Source organism: Kitasatospora sp. NPDC040550, from assembly GCF_055594965.1.
Map to the genome: position 1 here is coordinate 455,460 of NZ_JBVIWC010000004.1, position 21,550 is coordinate 477,009.

3 protein-coding genes are annotated in these 21,550 nt (G+C 76.9%); all 3 read left to right on the forward strand.

The window, feature by feature from the left end; all coding sequences use genetic code 11:
• The first annotated feature begins 56 nt into the window (after positions 1 to 56).
• The 3 genes from ACZ58X_RS09530 (at position 57) to ACZ58X_RS09540 (ending at position 21,406) form a co-directional block, all read left to right on the forward strand.
• Positions 57 to 19,376 carry an SDR family NAD(P)-dependent oxidoreductase gene (locus ACZ58X_RS09530; protein WP_470333072.1) on the forward strand — a complete coding sequence of 6,440 codons (19,320 nt, stop codon included), beginning with the start codon at positions 57 to 59 and terminating at the stop codon, positions 19,374 to 19,376.
• 141 nt (positions 19,377 to 19,517) lie between these two features.
• Complete coding sequence (locus tag ACZ58X_RS09535; RefSeq protein WP_470333073.1) at positions 19,518 to 20,726, forward strand: sensor histidine kinase; 1,209 nt, start codon at positions 19,518 to 19,520, stop codon at positions 20,724 to 20,726.
• Positions 20,723 to 21,406, forward strand: a complete 684-nt coding sequence (locus ACZ58X_RS09540; RefSeq protein ID WP_470333074.1) for a response regulator — start codon at positions 20,723 to 20,725, stop codon at positions 21,404 to 21,406. The genes ACZ58X_RS09535 and ACZ58X_RS09540 overlap by 4 nt, the downstream gene beginning before the upstream one ends.
• The last annotated feature ends 144 nt before the right edge of the window (positions 21,407 to 21,550 follow it).

Consider the following 21,550-nt stretch of genomic DNA (forward strand, 5'->3'; position numbering starts at 1 on the left):
CGACGCCTGACGCCCTGACGCCCCGCACCGCCTCGACGAGGAGCACACACCCCGCGATGACCGCCAAGCCCGAGACCCCTGCCGCCGTTGCCGCCCGCACCGCCGTCCCCGCCGTCCCCGCGGTCCCCGCCGTCGAGGTGCCGCCCGGCGCCGTCGCTGTGGTCGGCCTGGCCTGCCGGCTCCCCGGTGCGCCCGACCCGGCGGCGTTCTGGGAGCTGCTGCGCGAGGGCCGGGACGCCGTCGGCGAGCCCCCCGTCGACCGCTGGCCGGCGGACACCCCCGGTGTGCCGCGCGCGGGCGCCTTCCTGGAGCGGATCGACACCTTCGACGCCGCCTTCTTCGGGATCTCGCCGCGCGAGGCCACCACCATGGACCCGCAGCAGCGGCTGGTGCTGGAACTCGGCTGGGAGGTGCTGGAGGACGGCGGCCGGCTGCCCGCCCGGCTGCGCGACAGCCGTACCGGGGTGTTCGTCGGCGCCTTCCTGGACGACTACGCGGCACTGGTGCACCGGCAGGGCCCGGACGCGGTGGACCGGCACGTGCTGACCGGCCTCAACCGGGGCATGATCGCCAACCGGCTCTCCTACCAGCTGGGCCTGCGCGGTCCGAGCCTGACCGTGGACACCGCCCAGTCCTCCTCCCTGGCCGCCGTCCACCTGGCCGCCGAGAGCCTGCGCCGCGGCGAGTCCGACCTCGCGCTGGCCCTCGGGGTGAACCTGATCGCCGCGCCGGACAGCACGCTCGGCGCGGCCCGCTTCGGCGGCCTGTCCCCGCACGGGCGCAGCCGTCCGCTCGACGCGGCCGCCGACGGCTACGCGCGCGGCGAGGGCGGCGTCGCGGTGCTGCTCAGGCCGCTGGCCGCGGCACTGGCGGACGGCGACCCGGTGTACGGCGTGCTGCTGGGCAGCGCCATCGGCAACGACGGCGCCACCGACGGCCTGACCGTGCCCGGCGCCGACGGCCAGGCCGAGGTGCTGGCGGCCGCCTACCGCCGGGCCGGGGTGGACCCGGCCACCGTCCAGTACGTCGAGCTGCACGGCACCGGTACGGCCGTCGGCGACCCGGTGGAGGCCACCGCGCTCGGCCGGGTGCTGGGGGCCGGCCGGGCCGAGGACGCCCCGCTGCTGGTCGGTTCGGCCAAGAGCAACGTCGGCCACCTGGAAGGGGCGGCCGGCCTGGTCGGCCTGGTGAAGACGGTGCTCGCGCTGCACCACGGCGAGCTGCCGCCGACCCTGCACCACCGCACCCCCAACCCGGCCGTCGACCTGACGGCGCTGCGGCTGCGGGTCGCCACCGAGCGCACCCCCTGGCCCGGCGCCGCGACGGCGGCCCGGCTGGCCGGGGTCAGCTCCTTCGGCATGGGCGGTACGGACGTCCACGTCGTGCTGACCGGCGCCCCGCCGGTGCCCGCGCCCGCCCCCGCCCCGGCAGCCCTGCCCGCGCCCGTGCTGCTCTCCGGCCGCGGCCGCCCGGCGCTGCGCGGACAGGCCGCCGCCCTGCGCGCGCACCTGGCCGCGCACCCCGCGCTCGGCCCGGCCGAACTCGCCGGCCCGCTCGCCGTCGCCCGGACCGCCTTCGAGGACCGCGCCGTCCTGGTGGCCGGGGACCGGGCCGGGCTGCTCACCGCGCTCGACGCGCTGGCCGCCGGCCAGGAGGCCGCTGGGACGGTCACCGGCACGGCCGGCACCGTCGGCGGCACCGCCTTCCTGTTCCCCGGCCAGGGCAGCCAGCGCCCCGGCGCCGGCCGCGGACTGTACGAGCGCTTCCCGGCGTTCGCCGCCGCCCTGGACGAGGCCCTGGCCGCCCTCGACCCGCACCTGGACCGGCCGCTCGGCAGCCTGCTGTTCGCCGAACCCGGAAGCCCCGAGGGCGAGTTGCTGGACCGCACCGAGTACACCCAGCCCGCCCTGTTCGCGCTCGGCAGCGCGCTGCACGCCCTGCTGCGCTCCTGGGGCGTGACCCCGGACGCCGTGGCCGGGCACTCCATCGGCGAGATCGCCGCCGCCCACGCCGCCGGGGTGCTCACCCTGGCCGACGCCGCCGTCCTGATCACCGCCCGGGGCCGGCTGATGGCCGAACTGCCCGCGGGCGGGGCGATGGTGGCGGTGGAGGCCGCCGAGGAGGAGGTGCGGGGCCGGCTGGCCGGGCGGGAGGGCGAGGTGGGCATCGCGGCCGTCAACGGTCCGCGCGCCGTCGTGCTGTCCGGAGCCGAACCGGCCGTCCTCGCGGTGGCCGCCGAACTCGCCGCGCTCGGGCGGCGCACCCGCCGACTGCGGGTCGGCCACGCCTTCCACTCCCCGCTGATGGACCCGGCCCTGGAGCGCTTCCGCGCGGTCGCCGCCGGGTTGTCGTACGCGCCGCCCCGGTTGCCGTTGGTCTCCACCCTCACCGGGCGGCCGGTCGCGGCGGACACCCTGGCCGACCCCGAGCACTGGGTCCGGCACGCCCGTGCGGCCGTCCGCTTCGCCGACGGCGTGCGCGCCCTGCACGGCCTCGGCGTCCGCACCCACCTCGAACTCGGTCCGGACGCGGTGCTCACCGCCCTCGCCCGGGACACGGCGGCGGCCGACGGGCTGGGCGCCGAGGTCGCGGGGGCCGCGCTGCTGCGGCGGGGGCGGCCGGAGCCGGCGAGCGTGCTCGGCGCGGTCGGGCTGCTGCACGCCCGGGGCGGCGAGGTCGACTGGGCCCGGTACTTCGGGCCGGGCGCGGGCGCGCCGGCGGCGGCCCGGACGGTCGCGCTGCCGACGTACGCGTTCCAGCGGGAGCGGTACTGGCTGGCGGGGGCGGACGCCCTCCCGGGCGGACCGGCCCCGGCCGCCGAGCGCGAACCCGTACCCGCCGCCAAGCCCGAGCCCGTTCCGGCGGCGCCGGTGCGGCGGCCGGACGGCGCGCTGCTGGACCTCGTCCGCGCCCAGGCCGCCGTGGTGCTGGGCCACCCCACCCCGCACACCCTGGACGGCCGGCGGACCTTCAAGGACCTCGGCCTGGACTCGCTGGGCGCCGCCGAACTGGCCGACCGCCTGGCCGCCGCCACCGGGCTCGGCCTGTCCGCGTCCGTCGTCTACGACCACCCGACCCCGGAGGCCCTGGCCCGGCACCTGCGAGGTGACGACCGGGAGGCGTCGGTGGTGCGGGCGGTGGTGGTGGACGAGCCGGTGGCGATCGTGGGGATGGCGTGCCGGTATCCGGGTGGGGTGGGGTCACCTGAGGAGTTGTGGCGGTTGGTGGTGGAGGGTCGGGACGCGATCTCGCCGTTCCCCTCGGACCGGGGCTGGGACCTGGACGCGCTCTACCACCCCGACCCCGACCGCCCGGGCACCAGCTACGCCCGGCACGGCGGATTCCTGTCCGGTGCGGGCGGGTTCGACGCGGAGTTCTTCGGGATCTCGCCGCGTGAGGCGGCGGCGATGGATCCGCAGCAGCGGCTGGTCCTGGAGTCGTCCTGGGAGGCGCTGGAGTCGGCCGGGATCGACCCGGCCGCACTGCGCGGCAGCCGGACCGGCGTCTACGTCGGCGCGACCGCGATGGAGTACGGGCCACGGCTCTCCGAGGGCTCCGACGGCGCGGACGGCTTCGTGCTCACCGGCAGCACGACCAGCGTGATCTCCGGCCGGGTCGCCTACACCCTCGGGCTGGAGGGCCCGGCGGTGACGGTGGACACGGCCTGCTCCTCCTCCCTGGTCGCGCTGCACCAGGCCGTCGCCGCGCTGCGCACCGGGGACTGCGACCTGGCCCTGGCCGGCGGGGTGACGGTGATGTCGAGCCCCGGCATGTTCGTGGAGTTCAGTCGGCAGCGGGGGTTGTCGGTGGACGGTCGGTGCCGGTCGTTCGCGGCGGGTGCGGACGGGACGGGGTGGAGTGAGGGGGTGGGGGTGCTGGTGGTGGAGCGTCTGTCGGACGCGCTTCGTCGTGGGCACCGGGTGTTGGCGGTGGTGCGGGGTTCGGCGGTCAATCAGGACGGTGCGTCGAACGGTTTGACGGCGCCGAACGGGCCTTCGCAGGAGCGGGTGATTCGGGCGGCGTTGGCGGCGGCCGGGTTGGGTGCGGGTGAGGTGGATGTGGTGGAGGCGCACGGGACGGGGACGCGGTTGGGGGATCCGATCGAGGCGCAGGCGTTGCTGGCGACCTACGGTCGGGGGCGTTCTGTTGAACAGCCTTTGTGGTTGGGGTCGTTGAAGTCGAACATCGGGCATGCGCAGGCGGCTGCGGGTGTGGGTGGTGTGATCAAGATGGTGCGGGCCCTGGCGGAGGGGGTGTTGCCGGGGTCGTTGTACGCGGGGGAGCCGTCGCCGTTGGTGGATTGGGCTTCGGGTGGGGTGGAGTTGCTGGCCGAGGCGCGGGAGTGGCCGGAGGTGGGTCGGCCGCGTCGGGCGGGGGTGTCCTCGTTCGGGATCAGCGGCACGAACGCGCACGTGATCCTGGAGCAGGCGCCGGAGGTCGCGCTGCCGTCGGAGGACGTGGTGGAGCCCGAGGTGGTGGCCTGGCCGCTGTCCGCGCGCACCGACACGGCGCTGCGCGCCCAGGCCGCACGCCTGCTGGCCTACACCGAGCAGCACCCGGAGGTGGACCCGGGCGCGCTGGGCCGGGCCCTGGTCGCCACCCGGTCCGCCTTCGAGCGGCGGGCGGTGGTGCTGGGCTCGGAGCGCTCCGAACTGTTGGACGGCCTCAGGGCGTTGGCGTCCGGCCCGGATGCCGCCGGTTCCGCCGGGCCGGTCACCGGCTCCGCCCGCGACGGTGGTCGTACGGCGTTCGTGTTCACGGGCCAGGGTAGTCAGTGGTTGGGCATGGGGCGGGGGTTGTACGGGGCGTTCCCGGTGTTCGCGGCGGCGTTCGACGAGGTGTGCGCGGCGTTCGATCCGTTGGTGGGTCGGTCGTTGCGTGAGGTGGTGTTCGAGGGCGGGGAGCTGCTGGATCGTACGGAGTTCACTCAGCCGGCGTTGTTCGCGGTGGAGGTGGCGCTGTACCGGTTGGTGGTGTCGGCGGGTGTGACGGCGGACGTGGTGGCCGGGCATTCGATCGGTGGGGTGGTGGCGGCGTTCGTGGCGGGCGCGTTCTCGCTGGCGGATGCGGCGGTACTGGTGGCGGCCCGGGGTCGGTTGATGGGGTCGGCGCGCTCGGGTGGGGCGATGGTGGCGGTGGAGGCCGTCGAGGAGGAGGTGTTGGCCGAACTGGTGGGCCTGGAGGGGTCGGTGTCGTTGGCGGCGGTGAACGGGCCGCGTTCGGTGGTGCTCTCCGGGGACGAGGACGCGGTGCTGGAGCTGGCCGGGCTTTGGCGTGAACGCGGGCGCAGGGTCAAGCGATTGACGGTCAGTCATGCCTTCCACTCGCCGCACATGGACGGTGTGTTGGAGGAGTTCACGCGGGTGGCGGGCGGGGTGGAGTTCGCGGAGCCGTTGCTGCCGGTGGTCTCCGACCTGACCGGTGGCCTCGCCACGGCGGAGGAGCTCGCCGAACCGGGGTACTGGGCGCGGCACATCCGCTCGGCGGTGCGCTTCCACGACGTCGTGCGCACCCTGCACGACCAGGGTGTCACCCGCTACCTGGAGCTCGGCCCCGACGCCGTCCTCACCCCGCTCGTCCGGGAGGCACTGGACCAGGACGCCGACCCCGTCGTCCTCCCGCTCGCCCGCCGCGGCCGCCCGGAGGTCCGCGTCCTGGCGGACGCGCTCGCCCGGCTGCACACCGCCGGCGCCCCGGCCGAGGTGCTGCGGCCGCTGCTGCCCGGCCCGGCGGTCCCGCTGGACCTGCCCACCTACCCGTTCCAGCACACCCACTACTGGTCGGCGCCCCGCCCGGCCACCGATGCCGCCGCCCTCGGGCTGGCCGAGGCCGGCCACCCCCTGCTGGCCGCCGCCGTCGGAACCGCCGAGGACGGCGGGCTGCTGCTCACCGGCCGGATCTCGTCGGCCGGACAGTCCTGGCTCGCGGACCACGAGATCCTCGGCACCCCGCTGCTGCCCGGCACCGCCTTCCTGGAACTGGCGTTGGCCGCCGCCGCCCGGATCGGTGCCGACGGCGTCGAGGAGCTGACCCTGCACGCACCGCTGCCGCTGCCCGCCGGCGGCGCCGTCCAACTCCAGCTCGCGGTCGGCCCGTCGGACGGGAACGGGCGCCGGACCCTGGCCGTCCACGCCCGCCCCCAGCGCCCCGGCCAGGAGGACACCGAGGACTGGACCAGGCACGCCGAGGGCCTGCTCACCGAGGACCTACCGGTAGCCGGCCGGGCGGCCCCGCCGCAGCTCGCCGCCTGGCCCCCGGTCGGAGCCGAACCGCTGGACCCGGACGCCCTGTACGCCCGGCTGCTCGCCCGGGGGTACGCGTACGGCCCCGCCTTCCAGGGCGTGCGCGCGGCCTGGCGGCTCGGCCCGGAGCTGTTCGCCGAACTCGCGCTGGGGGAGGAACAGGCGCCCTCCGCCGAGGCGTTCGGCATCCATCCGGCCCTGCTGGACGCCGCCCTGCACCCGCTGGTGGACGCCGAGACCGCCGACCGGGACGCCGGGGGCGGCCTGCCACTGCCGTTCTCCTTCGGCGCCGTCCGGCTGCACGCCCAGGGAGCGGCCCTGCTGCGGGTCCGCTGGACACCGGGCGCCGCAGGAGCCGCCCTTGCGGCCTACGACGTCGAGGGCCGGCCCGTGCTCTCCGTCGGCTCGCTCGCCCTGCGCACCGCGACACCCGCCGACGCCGCCGACCGGGCCGCCGAGCGCGGGGCCCTGCACCGCCTCGCCTGGCGCCCGGTGCCGGTCGACACCCGGCCCACCCCCGGACGGACCCTGCTGCTCGGGCCCGCACCGCAGGGCCTGTCCGCGCTGCCCGCCCTCCCGGACCGGGCCGCGCTGCGCGCCGCGCTCGACGCGGGGCAGCCCGCCCCCGGGACCGTCCTCGCCGTCCTGCCGGAGGCCGGCGCCGACCGGCCCGCCGCGGCGCGCGAGCTCACCCGCGAGGCGCTGCGGCTCGCCCAGGAGTGGCTGGCCGACGAGCGGCTGGCGGACACCGTCCTCGCCGTCCTCACCCGGCATGCGGTCGCCGTCACACCCGACGGCCCCGCGCCCGACCCGGCCACGGCCGCCGTCTGGGGGCTGCTGCGCAGCGCCCAGAGCGAGCAGCCGGACCGCTTCCGGCTCGTCGATCTGGACGAGGACCCGGCCTCGGCTGCGGCGCTCCCGGCGGCCCTGGCCACCGGCCTGCCCCAACTCGCCCTGCGCGCGGGAACGGTGTTCCAGCCCGTACTCCAGCCCGTGCCGCCGACGGCCCCGGCCCGACCGGCCGACGGCCCCGCGCCGGACCGGACCGACGGCCCCGCGTCCGACCCGGCCGACGGCCCCGCGCCGGACCTGACCGGGGGCACCGTCCTGATCACCGGCGGCACCGGCGGCCTGGGCGGCCTGCTCGCCCGCCACCTGGTGGAGCGGCACGGCGTCCGACGGCTGCTGCTGGTCAGCCGCCGTGGCGCGGCGGCTCCCGGAGCGGCCGAGACCGCCGCCGAACTGACCGCCCGGGGCGCCGAGGTGGTCCTCGCCGCCGCCGACACCGGAGACCGGTCCGCGCTGGCCGCCCTCCTCGCCGACGTGCCGGCCGACCGCCCGCTGCGCGCGGTCCTCCACCTCGCCGGAATCGTGGACGACGCCACCCTCACCGGGCTCGACGCCGACCGGATCGCCCGGGTGCTGCGGCCCAAGGCGGACGCCGCCTGGCACCTGCACGAGCTCACCGCCGACCTCGACCTGTCCGCCTTCGTCCTGTTCTCCTCCGTCTCCGGCATCACCGGCACCGCCGGCCAGGGCGGTTACGCGGCCGCCAACAGCTTCCTGGACGCGCTCGCCCAGCACCGCCGGGCGCTCGGCCTGCCCGCCCTCTCGCTGGCCTGGTCGCTCTGGGCCGACCAGGACGGCATGGCCGGCGCCCTGGACGCCGAGGCCCTCCGCCGCTGGAGCCGCAGCGGTCTGCCGCCGCTGGAGACCACGGCCGGACTGGAGCTGTTCGACTCGGCGCTCGCCGGATCCGTCCCGCTCGCCGGATCCACCGGGCTCGCCGGATCCGACCCATTGCTGGTACCGGCCAGGATCGACCGGGCCGCGCTGCGCGCCCGCGCCGCCGAGGGGCCGCTGCCGGCCCCGCTGCGCGGCCTGGTCCGCACCCCGCTGCGCCGCAGTGCCGCCGCGCGCGTCGACGGAACAGCCGGCGGCACCGGCTGGGCCGAGCGCACCGCCGCCCTGCCCGAGGCCGAACGCGCGCGGACGGCCGAGGAGTTGGTGCGCGGCGCGGTGGCCGCCGTGCTCGGTCACAGCGACGCGGACACCGTCGACCCGGACCGCGCCTTCAAGAACCTCGGCCTGGACTCGCTGACCGCCGTGGAACTGCGCAACCGCCTCAACAGCGCGACCGGCCTGCGACTGCCCGCCACCGTCGTCTTCGACCAGCCGTCCCCGGCCGCGCTGGCCCGGCGCCTGCTCGCCGAGCTGGACGGCACCCGGGCGGTGGGCCGGGAGGCGTCGGTGGTGCGGGCGGTGGTGGTGGACGAGCCGGTGGCGATCGTGGGGATGGCGTGCCGGTATCCGGGTGGGGTGGGTTCGCCGGAGGAGTTGTGGCGGTTGGTGGTGGAGGGTCGGGACGCGATCTCGCCGTTCCCCTCGGACCGGGGCTGGGACCTCGACGCGCTCTACCACCCCGACCCCGACCATCACGGCACCTCCTACTCCCGCGAGGGCGGGTTCCTGCACCACGCCGCCGACTTCGACGCGGAGTTCTTCGGGATCTCGCCGCGTGAGGCGGCGGCGATGGATCCGCAGCAGCGGCTGCTGCTGGAGTCGTCCTGGGAGGCGCTGGAGTCGGCCGGGATCGACCCGGCCGCACTGCGCGGCAGCCGGACCGGCGTCTTCGCCGGGGTGATGTACAACGACTACGGCTCCCGGCTCCAGCGCGCCCCCGAGGGCTACGAGGGGTACCTGCTGACCGGCAACACCTCCAGCGTGATCTCCGGCCGGGTCGCCTACACCTTCGGGCTGGAAGGGCCGGCGGTGACGGTGGACACGGCGTGCTCCTCCTCCCTGGTCGCGCTCCACCTGGCCGCGCAGGCGCTGCGCAGCGGTGAGACGGACCTCGCGCTGGCCGGCGGCGTCACCGTGATGGCCCGGCCGGACACCTTCGTGGAGTTCAGTCGGCAGCGGGGGTTGTCGGTGGACGGTCGGTGCCGGTCGTTCGCGGCGGGTGCGGACGGGACGGGGTGGAGTGAGGGGGTGGGGGTGCTGGTGGTGGAGCGGTTGTCGGACGCGCTTCGTCGTGGGCATCGGGTGTTGGCGGTGGTGCGGGGTTCGGCGGTGAATCAGGACGGTGCGTCGAATGGTTTGACGGCGCCGAACGGGCCTTCGCAGGAGCGGGTGATTCGGGCGGCGTTGGCGGCGGCCGGGTTGGGTGCGGGTGAGGTGGATGTGGTGGAGGCGCACGGGACGGGGACGCGGTTGGGGGATCCGATCGAGGCGCAGGCGTTGCTGGCGACCTACGGTCGGGGGCGTTCTGTTGAACAGCCTTTGTGGTTGGGGTCGTTGAAGTCGAACATCGGGCATGCGCAGGCGGCTGCGGGTGTGGGTGGTGTGATCAAGATGGTGCGGGCTCTGGCGGAGGGGGTGTTGCCGGGGTCGTTGTACGCGGGGGAGCCGTCGCCGTTGGTGGATTGGGCTTCGGGTGGGGTGGAGTTGCTGGCCGAGGCGCGGGAGTGGCCGGAGGTGGGTCGGCCGCGTCGGGCGGGGGTGTCCTCGTTCGGGATCAGCGGCACGAACGCGCACGTGATCCTGGAGCAGGCGCCGGAGGTCGCGCTGCCGTCGGAGGACGTGGTGGAGCCGGAGGTGGTGGCCTGGCCGCTGTCCGCGCGCACCGACACGGCGCTGCGCGCCCAGGCCGCACGCCTGCTGACCTTCGCCCAGGACCGCCCGGAACTGCACCCGGCCCGCCTCGGCCTCGCGCTCGCCCGGACGCGTGGTGCACTGGAGCGCCGGGCCGTCCTGCTCGGCGCGGACCGCGCCGAACTCCTCGACGCACTGACGAAGTTCGCCTCGGGCGAGGAGAGTGCGGCCGTGCTGCACGGCCGGGTCGCGCCCGGTGGTCGTACGGCGTTCGTGTTCACGGGGCAGGGTAGTCAGTGGTTGGGCATGGGGCGTGGGTTGTACGGGGCGTTCCCGGTGTTCGCGGCGGCGTTCGACGAGGTGTGCGCGGTGTTCGATCCGTTGGTGGGTCGGTCGTTGCGTGAGGTGGTGTTCGAGGGCGGGGAGCTGCTGGATCGTACGGAGTTCACTCAGCCGGCGTTGTTCGCGGTGGAGGTGGCGCTGTACCGGTTGGTGGTGTCGGCGGGTGTGACGGCGGACGTGGTGGCCGGGCATTCGATCGGTGGGGTGGTGGCGGCGTTCGTGGCGGGCGCGTTCTCGCTGGCGGATGCGGCGGTGCTGGTGGCGGCCCGGGGTCGGTTGATGGGGTCGGCGCGCTCGGGTGGGGCGATGGTGGCGGTGGAGGCCGTCGAGGAGGAGGTGTTGGCCGAACTGGTGGGCCTGGAAGGGGCGGTATCGTTGGCGGCGGTGAACGGGCCGCGTTCGGTGGTGCTCTCCGGGGACGAGGACGCGGTGCTGGAGCTGGCCGGGCGTTGGCGTGAACGCGGGCGCAGGGTCAAGCGGTTGACGGTCAGTCATGCGTTCCATTCGCCGCACATGGACGGTGTGCTGGAGGAGTTCACGCGGGTGGCGGGCGGGGTGGAGTTCGCGGAGCCGTTGCTGCCGGTGGTCTCCGACCTGACCGGTGGCCTCGCCACGGCGGAGGAGCTCGCCGAACCGGGGTACTGGGCGCGGCACATCCGTTCGGCGGTGCGCTTCCACGACGTCGTGCGCACCCTGCACGAGCAGGGTGTCACCCGCTACCTGGAGCTCGGCCCCGACGCCGTCCTCACCCCGCTGGTCGAGGCGGCGCTCGGCGCGGACGCGCCCGTGGCCGCTGCGGCCACCCTGCGCCGGGGCCGCCCCGAAGCGCAGGCCGTGGCGACCGCCCTGGCCCGGCTGGCCGTCACCGGGACCGCCGTCGACTGGCCGACCCTGACCGGAGTGACCGGCCGCATCGCCGACGCGCCGGAACTGCCCGGCTATCCGTTCGAGCACCGGCGCTACTGGCTCGACGCCGACGCCACCCCGGCGGACCCGCGTGAGGTGGGCCTCGACCAGGCCGACCACCCGTTGCTCGGCGCGGAACTGCAACTCCCCGACAGCGGCGGCCTGGTGCTGACCGGCCGGTTGTCCCCGGCCGCACTGCCCTGGCTCGCGGACCACGAGATCCTCGGCACTCCGCTGCTGCCCGGAGCCGCCCTGGTCGAGCTCGCGCTCCGGGCGGGGCAGCGCGTCGGCGCCCCGCACCTGGTCGAGCTGACCCTGGAGTCCCCGCTGCCGCTGCCCGCCGAGGGCGCCCTGCAACTCCAGCTCGCGGTCGGTCCGCCCGACCCGTCCGACCCGAACGGCCTGCGTACCCTGGCCGTGCACACCCGGCCGGCCGGGGACGGGGACGCCCCCTGGACCCGGCACGCCACCGGCGCCCTCGCCCCGAAAGCCCAGGATGCCGTCGAGGCTGTGGACTCCGCCGACTTCGCCGCAGTGCGGGTGTGGCCCCCGGTCGGTGCCGCGCCGCTGGAGACCGACGCGCTGTACCCGGAACTCGCAGCCGACGGCTACCGCTACGGCCCCGCCTTCCAGGGCCTGCGCTCCGCCTGGCGGGCCCCGGACGGCACGCTCTACGCGGAGGTCGAGCTGCCCGAGGGCCCGGCGGCCGAGGCCGGCGCGTACGGGCTGCACCCGGCGCTGCTGGACGCCGCCCTCCACCTGCTCGCCCGGTACGGCCGCGCCGCGGGCGCGGAGTCCGCACTGCTGCTGCCCTTCGCCTGGCACGGTGTCTCCCTGCACGCCACGGGCGCCACCGCGGCCCGGGTCGCGCTGCGGCCGACCGACGGCGGCTACCGGCTGGTCCTCGCCGACGCCCAGGGCGGTCCGCTGGCCGAGGTCGCCCGGCTCGACCTGCGCCCGGTCACCCGGGAGGCACTGGCCCGCAGTCTGCGGACCGTCGCCGACCGCTCGCTGTACGCGCTCTCCTGGGAGCCCGTGTCCGTGTCCGTGCCCGTGCCCGCGTCCGTGCCCGCGTCACCGTCCGTACCGTCCGCGCCGGCCACGGACCCCGCCGCCGCTGCGGTCGCCGTCCTCCTCCCGGCCGGGCAGCGGCCGGACCTCGACCTGCTGCCCGCCGGGACCCCGGTGGCCGTGCTCGCCGAACTCCCGGAGCCGGTGCCGTCGACCGTCCTGCTCCCGTACGCCACCCCGGCCGACGCCGGGGACCCGGCGGAGGCCGCCCAGGCCGCCGTCCGGCTCCTGCTGCCGGTGCTCCAGGAGTGGCTGGCCGAGCCGCGCACCGCCGGCTCCCGGCTGGTCCTGCTCACTCGGGGCGCCGTCACGACCGGCGCCGACGACCCGGTGCGCGACCTCGCCGCCGCCGCCGTGCGGGGCCTGTTCCGCTCGGCGGCCGCCGAACACCCGGGCCGGGTGGCCCTGTGGGACGCCGGGGAGGGCGAGCCGGTGACGCCGGACCTGCTCCGGTTCGACCAGGAACCAGAGCTGACGATCCGTCAAGGACGACTGCTCCGCCCCAGGCTGACCCGGGCCGAGCAGGCCGACCGGGCCGACCGGGCCGAGGACGCCGATCGGCGGCCGGACCTCGGGGCGGGGACCGTCCTGCTCACCGGGGCCTCCGGGGCGCTCGGCGCGTCGGTGGCCCGCCATCTGGTGCGCGTCCACGGCGTCCGGGGCCTGCTCCTGCTCAGCCGCCGCGGCAGCGTGGAGCCGGGCCTGGTCGAGGAGTTGGCGGCGGCCGGGGCCGCCGTGGCGACCGTCGCCGCCGACGTCGCCGACCCCCGGGCCGTACGGGCCGCGCTGGACCGGGCGCCCGCCGGGCTTCCGGTCACCGCCGTGCTGCACGCGGCCGGCGTGGTCGACGACGGAGTGACCGAGGGCCTCACGGCCGAGCGGGTCGCCGCCGTGCTGCGGCCCAAGGCCGACGGTGCCTGGGCCCTGCACGAGGCGACCAGGGAGCTGCCGCTGCACGCCTTCGTGCTCTTCTCCTCGGTCGCCGGACTGCTCGGCACCGCAGGCCAGGGCCCGTACGCGGCCGCCAACTCCTTCCTCGACGCGCTCGCCGCCCACCGGCGCGAACTCGGCCTGCCCGGGCTCTCGTTGGCCTGGGGGCTGTGGGACGGCGACGGCATGGGGAGCAGGCTGTCCGCCGCCGACCTGGCACGGCTGGCCCGTACCGGGATCGCCCCGCTGCCCCCGGCCGAGGCGCTCGCCCTGCTGGACGACTCGCTCGGCTCGCCGCACCCGCTGCTCGCGCCGGTCCGGCTGGACCTCGCCACGGCCACGGCGAGCGGCACCGCCCTGCCCGCGCCGCTGCGCGGCCTGGCCCGCCCGGCCCCGCGCCGCGCGGCGCACACCCCAGCGGCGGCGGGGCCCGGCACGACCCCGCTCGCGGACCGGCTCGCGGCCCTGCCCGAGTCCGAACGCGCCCTGCTGCTGGTCGAGTTGGTCCGCACCGCCACCGCTGCCGTACTCGGGCACGGCGGACCGCAGGCCGTCGAGCAGGACCGCTCCTTCACCGAGCAGGGCTTCGACTCGCTGGCCGCCGTCGACCTGCGCAACCGACTGAACGCGACCACCGGCCTGGCGCTCTCCAGCACCCTGGTCTTCGACCACCCGAGTCCGGCGGCGCTGGCCGCCCACCTGGGCGACGCGCTGCTGCCGTCGGCCCCGGGCGGCGGCGGGGCCCGGCCGGAGGACCAGCGGGCGGACCGGCCGGCGGAGCCGCCGGTCGAGGCCGCCGACGATCCGATCGCCATCGTCGGCATCGGCTGCCGCTACCCCGGCGGGGTGCGCTCCGCCGAGGAGCTGTGGCAGCTGGTCGCCGACCGGGTCGACGCGGTCGGCCCGTTCCCCGAGGACCGGGGCTGGCGCCTGGACCGGCTCTTCCACCCGGACCCGGAGCGGCCCGGCACGTCCGCCGCCCGCGAGGGCGGGTTCCTCTACGACGCCGCCGACTTCGACCCCGCCTTCTTCGGCATGAGCCCGCGCGAGGCGCTGGCCACCGACCCGCAGCAGCGGATCCTGCTGGAGACGGTCTGGGAGGCCGTCGAGCGGGCCGGCATCGACCCGGGGGCGCTGCGCGGCAGCCGCACCGGCGTCTTCGTCGGCGTGATGTACGACGACTACGGCTCCCGGCTCAGCCAGGCGCCCGAGGCACCGGAGGGCTACGAGGGCTACCTGGTCAGCGGCAGCGCCGGCAGCGTCGCCTCCGGCCGGGTCTCCTACGCGCTCGGACTGGAGGGGCCGGCCGTCACCGTGGACACCGCCTGCTCCTCCTCGCTGGTCGCGCTGCACCTGGCCGCCCAGGCGCTGCGCAGCGGCGAGGCCACCCTTGCCCTGGCCGGTGGCGTCACCGTGATGGCCACCCCCGCCACCTTCGTCGAGTTCAGCCGGCAGCGCGGGCTGGCCCCGGACGGGCGCTGCAAGCCCTTTGCGGCCGGCGCCGACGGCACCGGCTGGGCCGAGGGCGCGGGCGTGCTGGTCCTGGAGCGGCTCTCCGACGCCCGGCGCAACGGGCATCCGGTGCTGGCCCTGGTGCGCGGCACGGCCGTCAACCAGGATGGCGCGTCGAACGGCCTGACGGCGCCGAACGGGCCCGCCCAACAGCGGGTGATCCGGGCCGCGCTGGCCGCCGCCCGGCTGACGGCGGACGGCGTGGACGCGGTCGAGGCGCACGGGACGGGCACCCGCCTCGGCGACCCGATCGAGGCCCAGGCCCTGCTGGCGACGTACGGGCAGGACCGCCCGGCCGGACGTCCGCTGTGGCTGGGCTCGATCAAGTCGAACATCGGCCACAGCCAGGCGGCGGCGGGCGTGGCGGGCGTGATCAAGATGGTCGAGGCCCTCCGGCGCGGCCGGCTGCCCGCGACCCTGCACCTGGACGCGCCCTCGCCGCACGTGGACTGGACGGCCGGCGCGGTGGAACTGCTCGCCGAGGCCCGGGAGTGGCCGGAGCTGGACCGGCCGCGCCGGGCGGGTGTGTCCTCCTTCGGGATCAGCGGCACCAATGCGCACGTGATCCTGGAGCAGGCGCCGGACGCCACCGTGTCCGAGCCCGCCGCGCCCGCCGCCCCGGCGCCCGCCGCGACCGGGCCCGCCGCGCCGGTGGTCTGGCCGGTGTCGGCGCGCACCGAAGCGGCGCTGCGGGAGCAGGCGCAGCGGCTGCTCGCCTTCGCCGCCGACCTGCCCGAGGAGCGACTCGCCGCTGCGGGCGCCGCCCTGGCCACCACCCGGACGGCCTTCGAGCAGCGCGCGGCGGCCCTCGGCGGCTCCCGCGCCGAACTGCTCGACGGGCTGCGGGCGCTGGCCGCCGGAACGGACTCCCCGCACCTGCTGCGCGGCGCCGCCCGGGCCGGCCGGACGGCCTTCGTCTTCACCGGCCAGGGCAGTCAGCGCGTCGGCATGGCCAGGGAACTGTCCGAGACCCACCCGGAGTTCGCGGCCGCCCTCGACGAGGTGTGCGCGGCCTTCGCCCCGCACCTGGAACGGCCGCTGCGGGAGGTCCTGTTCGAGGACACCGGCCTGCTGGACCGCACCGCCTACACCCAACCCGCCCTGTTCGCGGTGGAGTTCGCCCTGGTGCGACTGCTCGCCCACTGGGGCGTGCGGCCGGACGCCGTGCTCGGGCACTCGATCGGCGCCGTCGCCGCGGCCCACACCGCGGGGGTGCTCACCCTGGCGGACGCCGTCGCCCTGGTCGCCGCGCGCAGCCGACTGATGGACGCGCTGCCCGCCGAGGGCGTCATGCTCTCCTTCCGGGCGTCCGAGCCGGAGGTCCTCGCCGCCCTGGAGGGGCACACCGACCGGGCCTCGGTGGCCGCCGTCAACGGTCCGCGGGCCACCGTGGTCTCCGGCGAGGAGGACGCCGTGCTCGCCGTCGCCGCCCGGCTCGCCGCCACGGGCGCCAAGGCGCGCCGGCTGACCGTCAGCCACGCCTTCCACTCGCCGCTGATGGACCCGATGCTGGACGACTTCCGCGCCGCCCTCGGCGGTCTCGCCTTCGGCCGTCCGACCCTCCCGTTCGTCTCCGACCTGACCGGCCGCCCGGCCGGACCGGAGGAGACCGCCTCGCCCGACTACTGGGCCCGCCACGTGCGCGGGACCGTCCGCTTCGCCGACGGCGTCCGGGCCCTGCGCGAGCTCGGCACCGTGCGCTACCTGGAGATCGGGCCGGACACCCTGCTGACCGCCCTGGTCGAGGACGTGCTGGCCGAAGGGCCGCAGGACCCGCAGGTCGCCCAGGGTCAGGACCCGCGGGTCGCCCAGGGCCAGGGCCCGCAGGACCCGCCCGCCGTCACGGCGGCGGTGCTGCGGCGCGAACGCGGTGAGGCGGCCACCCTGCTGCGGGCCGTCGCCGCCGTGCACACCGCGGGCGGCAGCGTCGACTGGCCCGCCGTGCTGGGCGCGGCCGGGGCCCCGCACCCCGGCCTGCCGACCTACCCCTTCCAGCGCACCCGGCACTGGCTCGACGCCCCGGCCCCCGCGGGCGACGTGCGGGCCGCCGGGCTCAGCACCGCCGGCCACCCCTTCCTCGGTGCCGCCGTCGACCTCGCCGACGGCGCCGGGACGGTCCTCACCGGCCGCCTGGACCGGCGCGAGCACCCCTGGCTCGCCGGGCACACCGTGGCCGGCGCGACCGTGCTGCCCGCGACCGCCCTGCTCGACCTCGCCCTGCACGCGGGCCGCACCGCCGGGCTGCCCGTGGTCGCCGCCCTCGACCTGGAGGCCCCGCTGCTGATCCCGGCCGACGGAGCGCTGCGGCTCCAGGTCGCGCTGGACCGGGCCGACACCGCCGGCGAACGGACCGTGCGGATCCATGCCCGGCCCGACGGCGCCGCCGAGGAGCCCTGGACCAGGTACGCCACCGGCGTGCTCGCGCCCACCTCGACGGTGGCGGCCCCGCCGGCAGGCGACCGGCAGCCGTCGGGCACGGCACCGCTGCCGGACACCGCGCCGCTGCCGGGCACCTGGCCGCCGTCCGGCGCCCGGCCGGTCGGCGCCGAGGAGCTGTACGCCGCCCTCGACGCCCACGGCCTCGGGTACGGCGGCGCCTTCCGCACCGTCACCGCCGCCTGGCAGCAGCCCGACGGCACCCTGTGGGCCGAACTCGCCGGCCCCGCCGAAGGGGCCCGGGACGGCGACCGGCGCTTCGCCGTGCCGCCCGCCGCCCTGGACGCCGCCCTCCACCCCTGGGCCCACGCAGGACTGCCGTCCGACGGCCGCACCACCCTGCGACTGCCCGCCGCCTGGCGCGAGGTCCGTGCGTACGGGGCGGTCCCCGCCGGACCGCTGCGGGCCCGGATCGCGCCGGACGGGGAGCACCGCGCCGCCGTGACCCTCTACGGCGCCGACGGCGCCCCGCTGCTGCACGCGGCCGCCCTCGAACTCGCCGAGGTGCCGGCCGGGCGGTTCAGCGCGGCCCGCCCCGCCGACCCGCTGCTCGTCCCCGGCACCCGCCCGCTGGCCCTTCCGGCCGCCCCCCGCCCGGCGGCCCTGGTGGCGAGCCTGGCCGAGCTGACGGCTCCGGTGCCGCCGGCCGTCCTGCTGCCCCTGCCGCCGATCCCGGCGGACCGTCCCGTGCCCGAGCAGGTGGCCCACGCCACCGGCTGGGCCCTGACCGTCCTGCGGACCTGGCTGACCGGGCGCCGGTACGAGGCCTCCCGTCTCGTCGTCGCCCTGCCCGCCGCGGCCGAGGGCGGCCCGGCCGCGCTCGCCGCGGCGGCGGCCGGCGGGCTGGTCCGCTCCGCCGCGGCCGAACACCCCGGCCGCGTCCTGCTGTTGGACACCGACCTCACGGCCGACCGCCTGCCGGAGCTTCCCGCCGTGGCCTGGCCGGACGACGAACCGCACCTCCTGGTGCGGGCCGGGCGGGTGCTCGCCCCGCGCCTGACGGCGGCCGTCGCCGCAGGCGGCGGTGCGACCGGGGCGTTCGGCCCCGGGAGCGTCCTGGTGACCGGCGCGTCCGGGGCACTGGCGGCGGTCCTGGTGCGGCACCTGGTGGAGGCGCACGGGGTGCGCGGGCTGGTGCTGATGAGCCGGAGCGGGCGGGTGGCGCCCGGACTGGCGGAGGAACTCGCGGCCCTGGGGGCCGTGACGGTGCCGGTCGCGGGCGACGTGGCCGATCCGCGCGCCGTACGGGCCGCGTTGGCACAGGCGCCGGACGGCCTGCCGGTCACCGGGGTGGTGCACGCCGCCGGCGTCCTGGACGACGGCCTGGTCGAGGGCCTGACGCCCGAGCGGGTCGCCGCCGTGCTGCGGCCGAAGGTCGACGGCGCCTGGGCCCTGCACGAGGCGACCGCGGAACTGCCGCTGCGCGCCTTCGTACTCTTCTCCTCGGTCGCCGGGGTGCTCGGGACGGCGGGCCAGGGCTCGTACGCGGCCGCGAACTCCTTCCTCGACGCCCTCGCCGGGCACCGCCACGCCCTCGGTCTGCCCGCGCTGTCCCTCCCGTGGGGACTCTGGGAGGGCGAGGGCATGGGAGAGGACCTGGGCGCGGCCGACCGGGCCCGGATCGCCCGGACCGGGATCGCCCCGCTGCCCGCCGGGAGCGCCCTCGCACTGCTCGACGAGGCCCTGGCGGCCGGTCGGCCGGTGGCGGTCGCGGCCCGGCTGGCGGCACCCGGGACCGGCGGGCCCGGCACCGGACCGGCGGCCGCCCTGCGCGAACTGCTCGGCTCCCGGCCCGCGGGCACCGCCCCGGCGGCCCCCGCCGTGCCGGAGCAGCGGGACGCGCTCGCCGGGCTCGACCCGCAGGAACGCGGCCGGGCCGTCCTGGACCTGGTATGCCGTTCGGTCGGCGAGGTCCTCGGCCACGCCGACCCGGCCGCCGTGCCGGTGGAACGAGGGCTGCTGGACCTGGGCCTGGACTCGCTGACGGCGGTCGAACTGCGCGGCCGCCTCGGCACCCTGCTCGGGCTGCGGCTGCCCAGCACACTGCTGTTCGACCACCCCACCGCCGCGGCCCTGGCCCGACACCTCACCGGCCTGGTGACCCCGGCGGAGGACCACCCCGGCCCGGCCGACCTCGCCCAGGTCGAGGCAGCACTGGCCGGACTGACGGCCGGGGCAGCCGGTCCGGCCGAGCTGGACCGACTGGCGGCCCGCCTCCAGGCAGCCCTGGACCAGGTCCGCACCGCGCGCGCCGCGGAGCCGGACGCCGGCTTCGCCGACCAGCTGGAGGAGGCCGACGGTGACGACCTGTTCGACCTGATCGACCGCCAACTCGGCCTGTGACCACGAGGGGAAGGGCCCGGCACCCCCGGGCCCTTCCCCGACTCCCGCCTCACCTCTTCCCAGGCGGTCGGCCCGGGGGCGTATCCGGCGTACATCCCCGGGGCGACGCGCAGCGCCGACGCCACTGCATACGATCTCCGTATGGAACAGCTTCTCCAGCGTCTCTCGACATCGAAGCGCGTGACCTGGCTGATGTCACAGGCAGCGGTGCTGGCCACCGCCTGCTTGTACGCGCTGATCCTCGCCTTGACGATGCTGCCCACCGATTGGGCGCACTACGACGGCCTGTTCCGGTTCCCCGCCATCGCGCCCTTCCAGATGCTCGGTCTCTGCGTCCTGCTCGCCCTGCCGGTTCTGCTGGTGCGCCGTCTGCCGGCGGCGGTCTTCGCGGCGGTCCTGGGCGAAGCGGTCCTCGGCGACGCCTTCGGCGCGCGGCCCGTGATCGTGTTCGTCCTGCTCGTCGGCTTGGGCGGGTACCTCGCCGTCCGGCGGCCGAAGGTTGCCGCCGTCGGCTCCGTCGCGGCCGTCGCGGCCGCGTTCCTCAACTGTCTCCACGGCCGCGAGCAGACCGTCGGCGACGCGTCCCAGTGGGCCGGGCAGTTCGCGTTGTGGTTCGCGGTCGCGTGGGTCTTCGGGGGGGTGTACCGCAAACGCCGTGAATACCTTGGAGCCCTGCAGGAGCAGACCGCGGCCCGTGTCGTCATGGCCGAGCGGCTGCGGATCGCCCGCGAGCTGCACGACAGCGTCGCGCACAGCATCGGGATCATCACGGTGCTGTCGGGAGCGGCGGCCCGGGTCGTGGACACCAAGCCCGAGCAGACGCGGCAGGCGCTGGCCGGCATCGAGACCACCGGCCGGGAGACGCTGCTGGAGCTGCAGCGCATGCTCGGGGCGCTCCGCCGCGCCAACCCGGACGACGCCATGCCGCAGACCGCGCCACTGGCGCCGGCCGGCAGTCTGGCCGACGTCCCGCAGCTCGCGGAACGCACGGCGGGCGCCGGGGTGCGGGTTCAGGTGACCTGGCGGGGCGAGCGGCGTCCACTGCCGCCGGAGATCGAACTGTCGGCGTTCCGGATCATCCAGGAGTCGGTGACGAACGTGGTGCGGCATTCCAGGGCACGGACGTGCCGGGTCGCGGTCGGCTACGAGCCGGAAGGAGTGACGATCGAGGTGGTGGACGACGGGGACGACGGTCGCGGCGGGCCCGGCCGGCCGAGGCTCGCCGCGGCCGGCGCGAGCGGCTTCGGCCTGCTCGGCATGCGCGAGCGGGTGACCTTGCTGTCCGGCCAGTTCAGCGCCGGCCGGCGTCCGGAGGGCGGATTCCGGGTGACGGCGAGGCTCCCGGCATGAGCGTGCGGGTGCTGCTGGTCGACGACCAGCCGTTGATGCTGGTCGGGCTCGGGATCCTGATCGGCGACACCGACGACCTGGAGGTGGTCGGCCAGGCCGGCGACGGCCGCGAGGCGGTGCGCCTGGTGCGTGAACTGCGGCCGGACGTCGTGGTGATGGACATCCGGATGCCGGGCGTGGACGGGATCGAGGCGACCCGGCAGGCGACCGCCGAGCCGGACCCGCCCAAGGTCCTGGTGCTGACGACCTTCGACGACGACGAGTACGTCTACGGCGCACTGCGCGCCGGGGCCAGCGGATTCCTGCTCAAGAGCATGGCCCTGGACGCGATCCTGGAGGCGATCCGCGTGGTGGCCGCGGGCGACGCGCTGATCGCGCCGAGCGTGACCCGACGGCTGATCGCGGACTTCGTCGGGACGTCCGGCCCCGCGGTCCCCGAACCGGACCCCGGGCCGGCCGTGGACCCGAGTCCCATCGCGGGGATCACCGACCGGGAGCGCGAGGTGCTGGCACTGGTCGGACAGGGACTGTCGAACACGGCGATAGCCGAGCGGCTGGTGATCAGCGCGGCGACCGCGAAGACCCATGTCGCGCGGCTGTTCGCCAAGCTCGAAGCTCGGGACCGCGTCCACCTGGCGATCATCGCCTTCGAAACCGGACTCGTGCCGCGCAGACGGTAGGGCAGACGGTAGGGGCAGAGGGTGGGGGCAGAGGGTGGGGGGCGGGATCAGAGGAACGATCGCGCGACCACGAGTCCGCCGCGTTCCGGCTGCGCCGGCACACCCCTGGGGGCACGACGGGAGCCGGAGCGGGAAGTCGGCAGG

Bases quoted from the DNA above. Each gene is read 5' to 3' on its own strand.
- ACZ58X_RS09540 (WP_470333074.1), top strand. From the start codon at position 20,723: ATGAGCGTGCGGGTGCTGCTGGTCGACGACCAGCCGTTGATGCTGGTC.
- ACZ58X_RS09530 (WP_470333072.1), top strand. From the start codon at position 57: ATGACCGCCAAGCCCGAGACCCCTGCCGCCGTTGCCGCCCGCACCGCC.
- ACZ58X_RS09535 (WP_470333073.1), top strand. From the start codon at position 19,518: ATGGAACAGCTTCTCCAGCGTCTCTCGACATCGAAGCGCGTGACCTGG.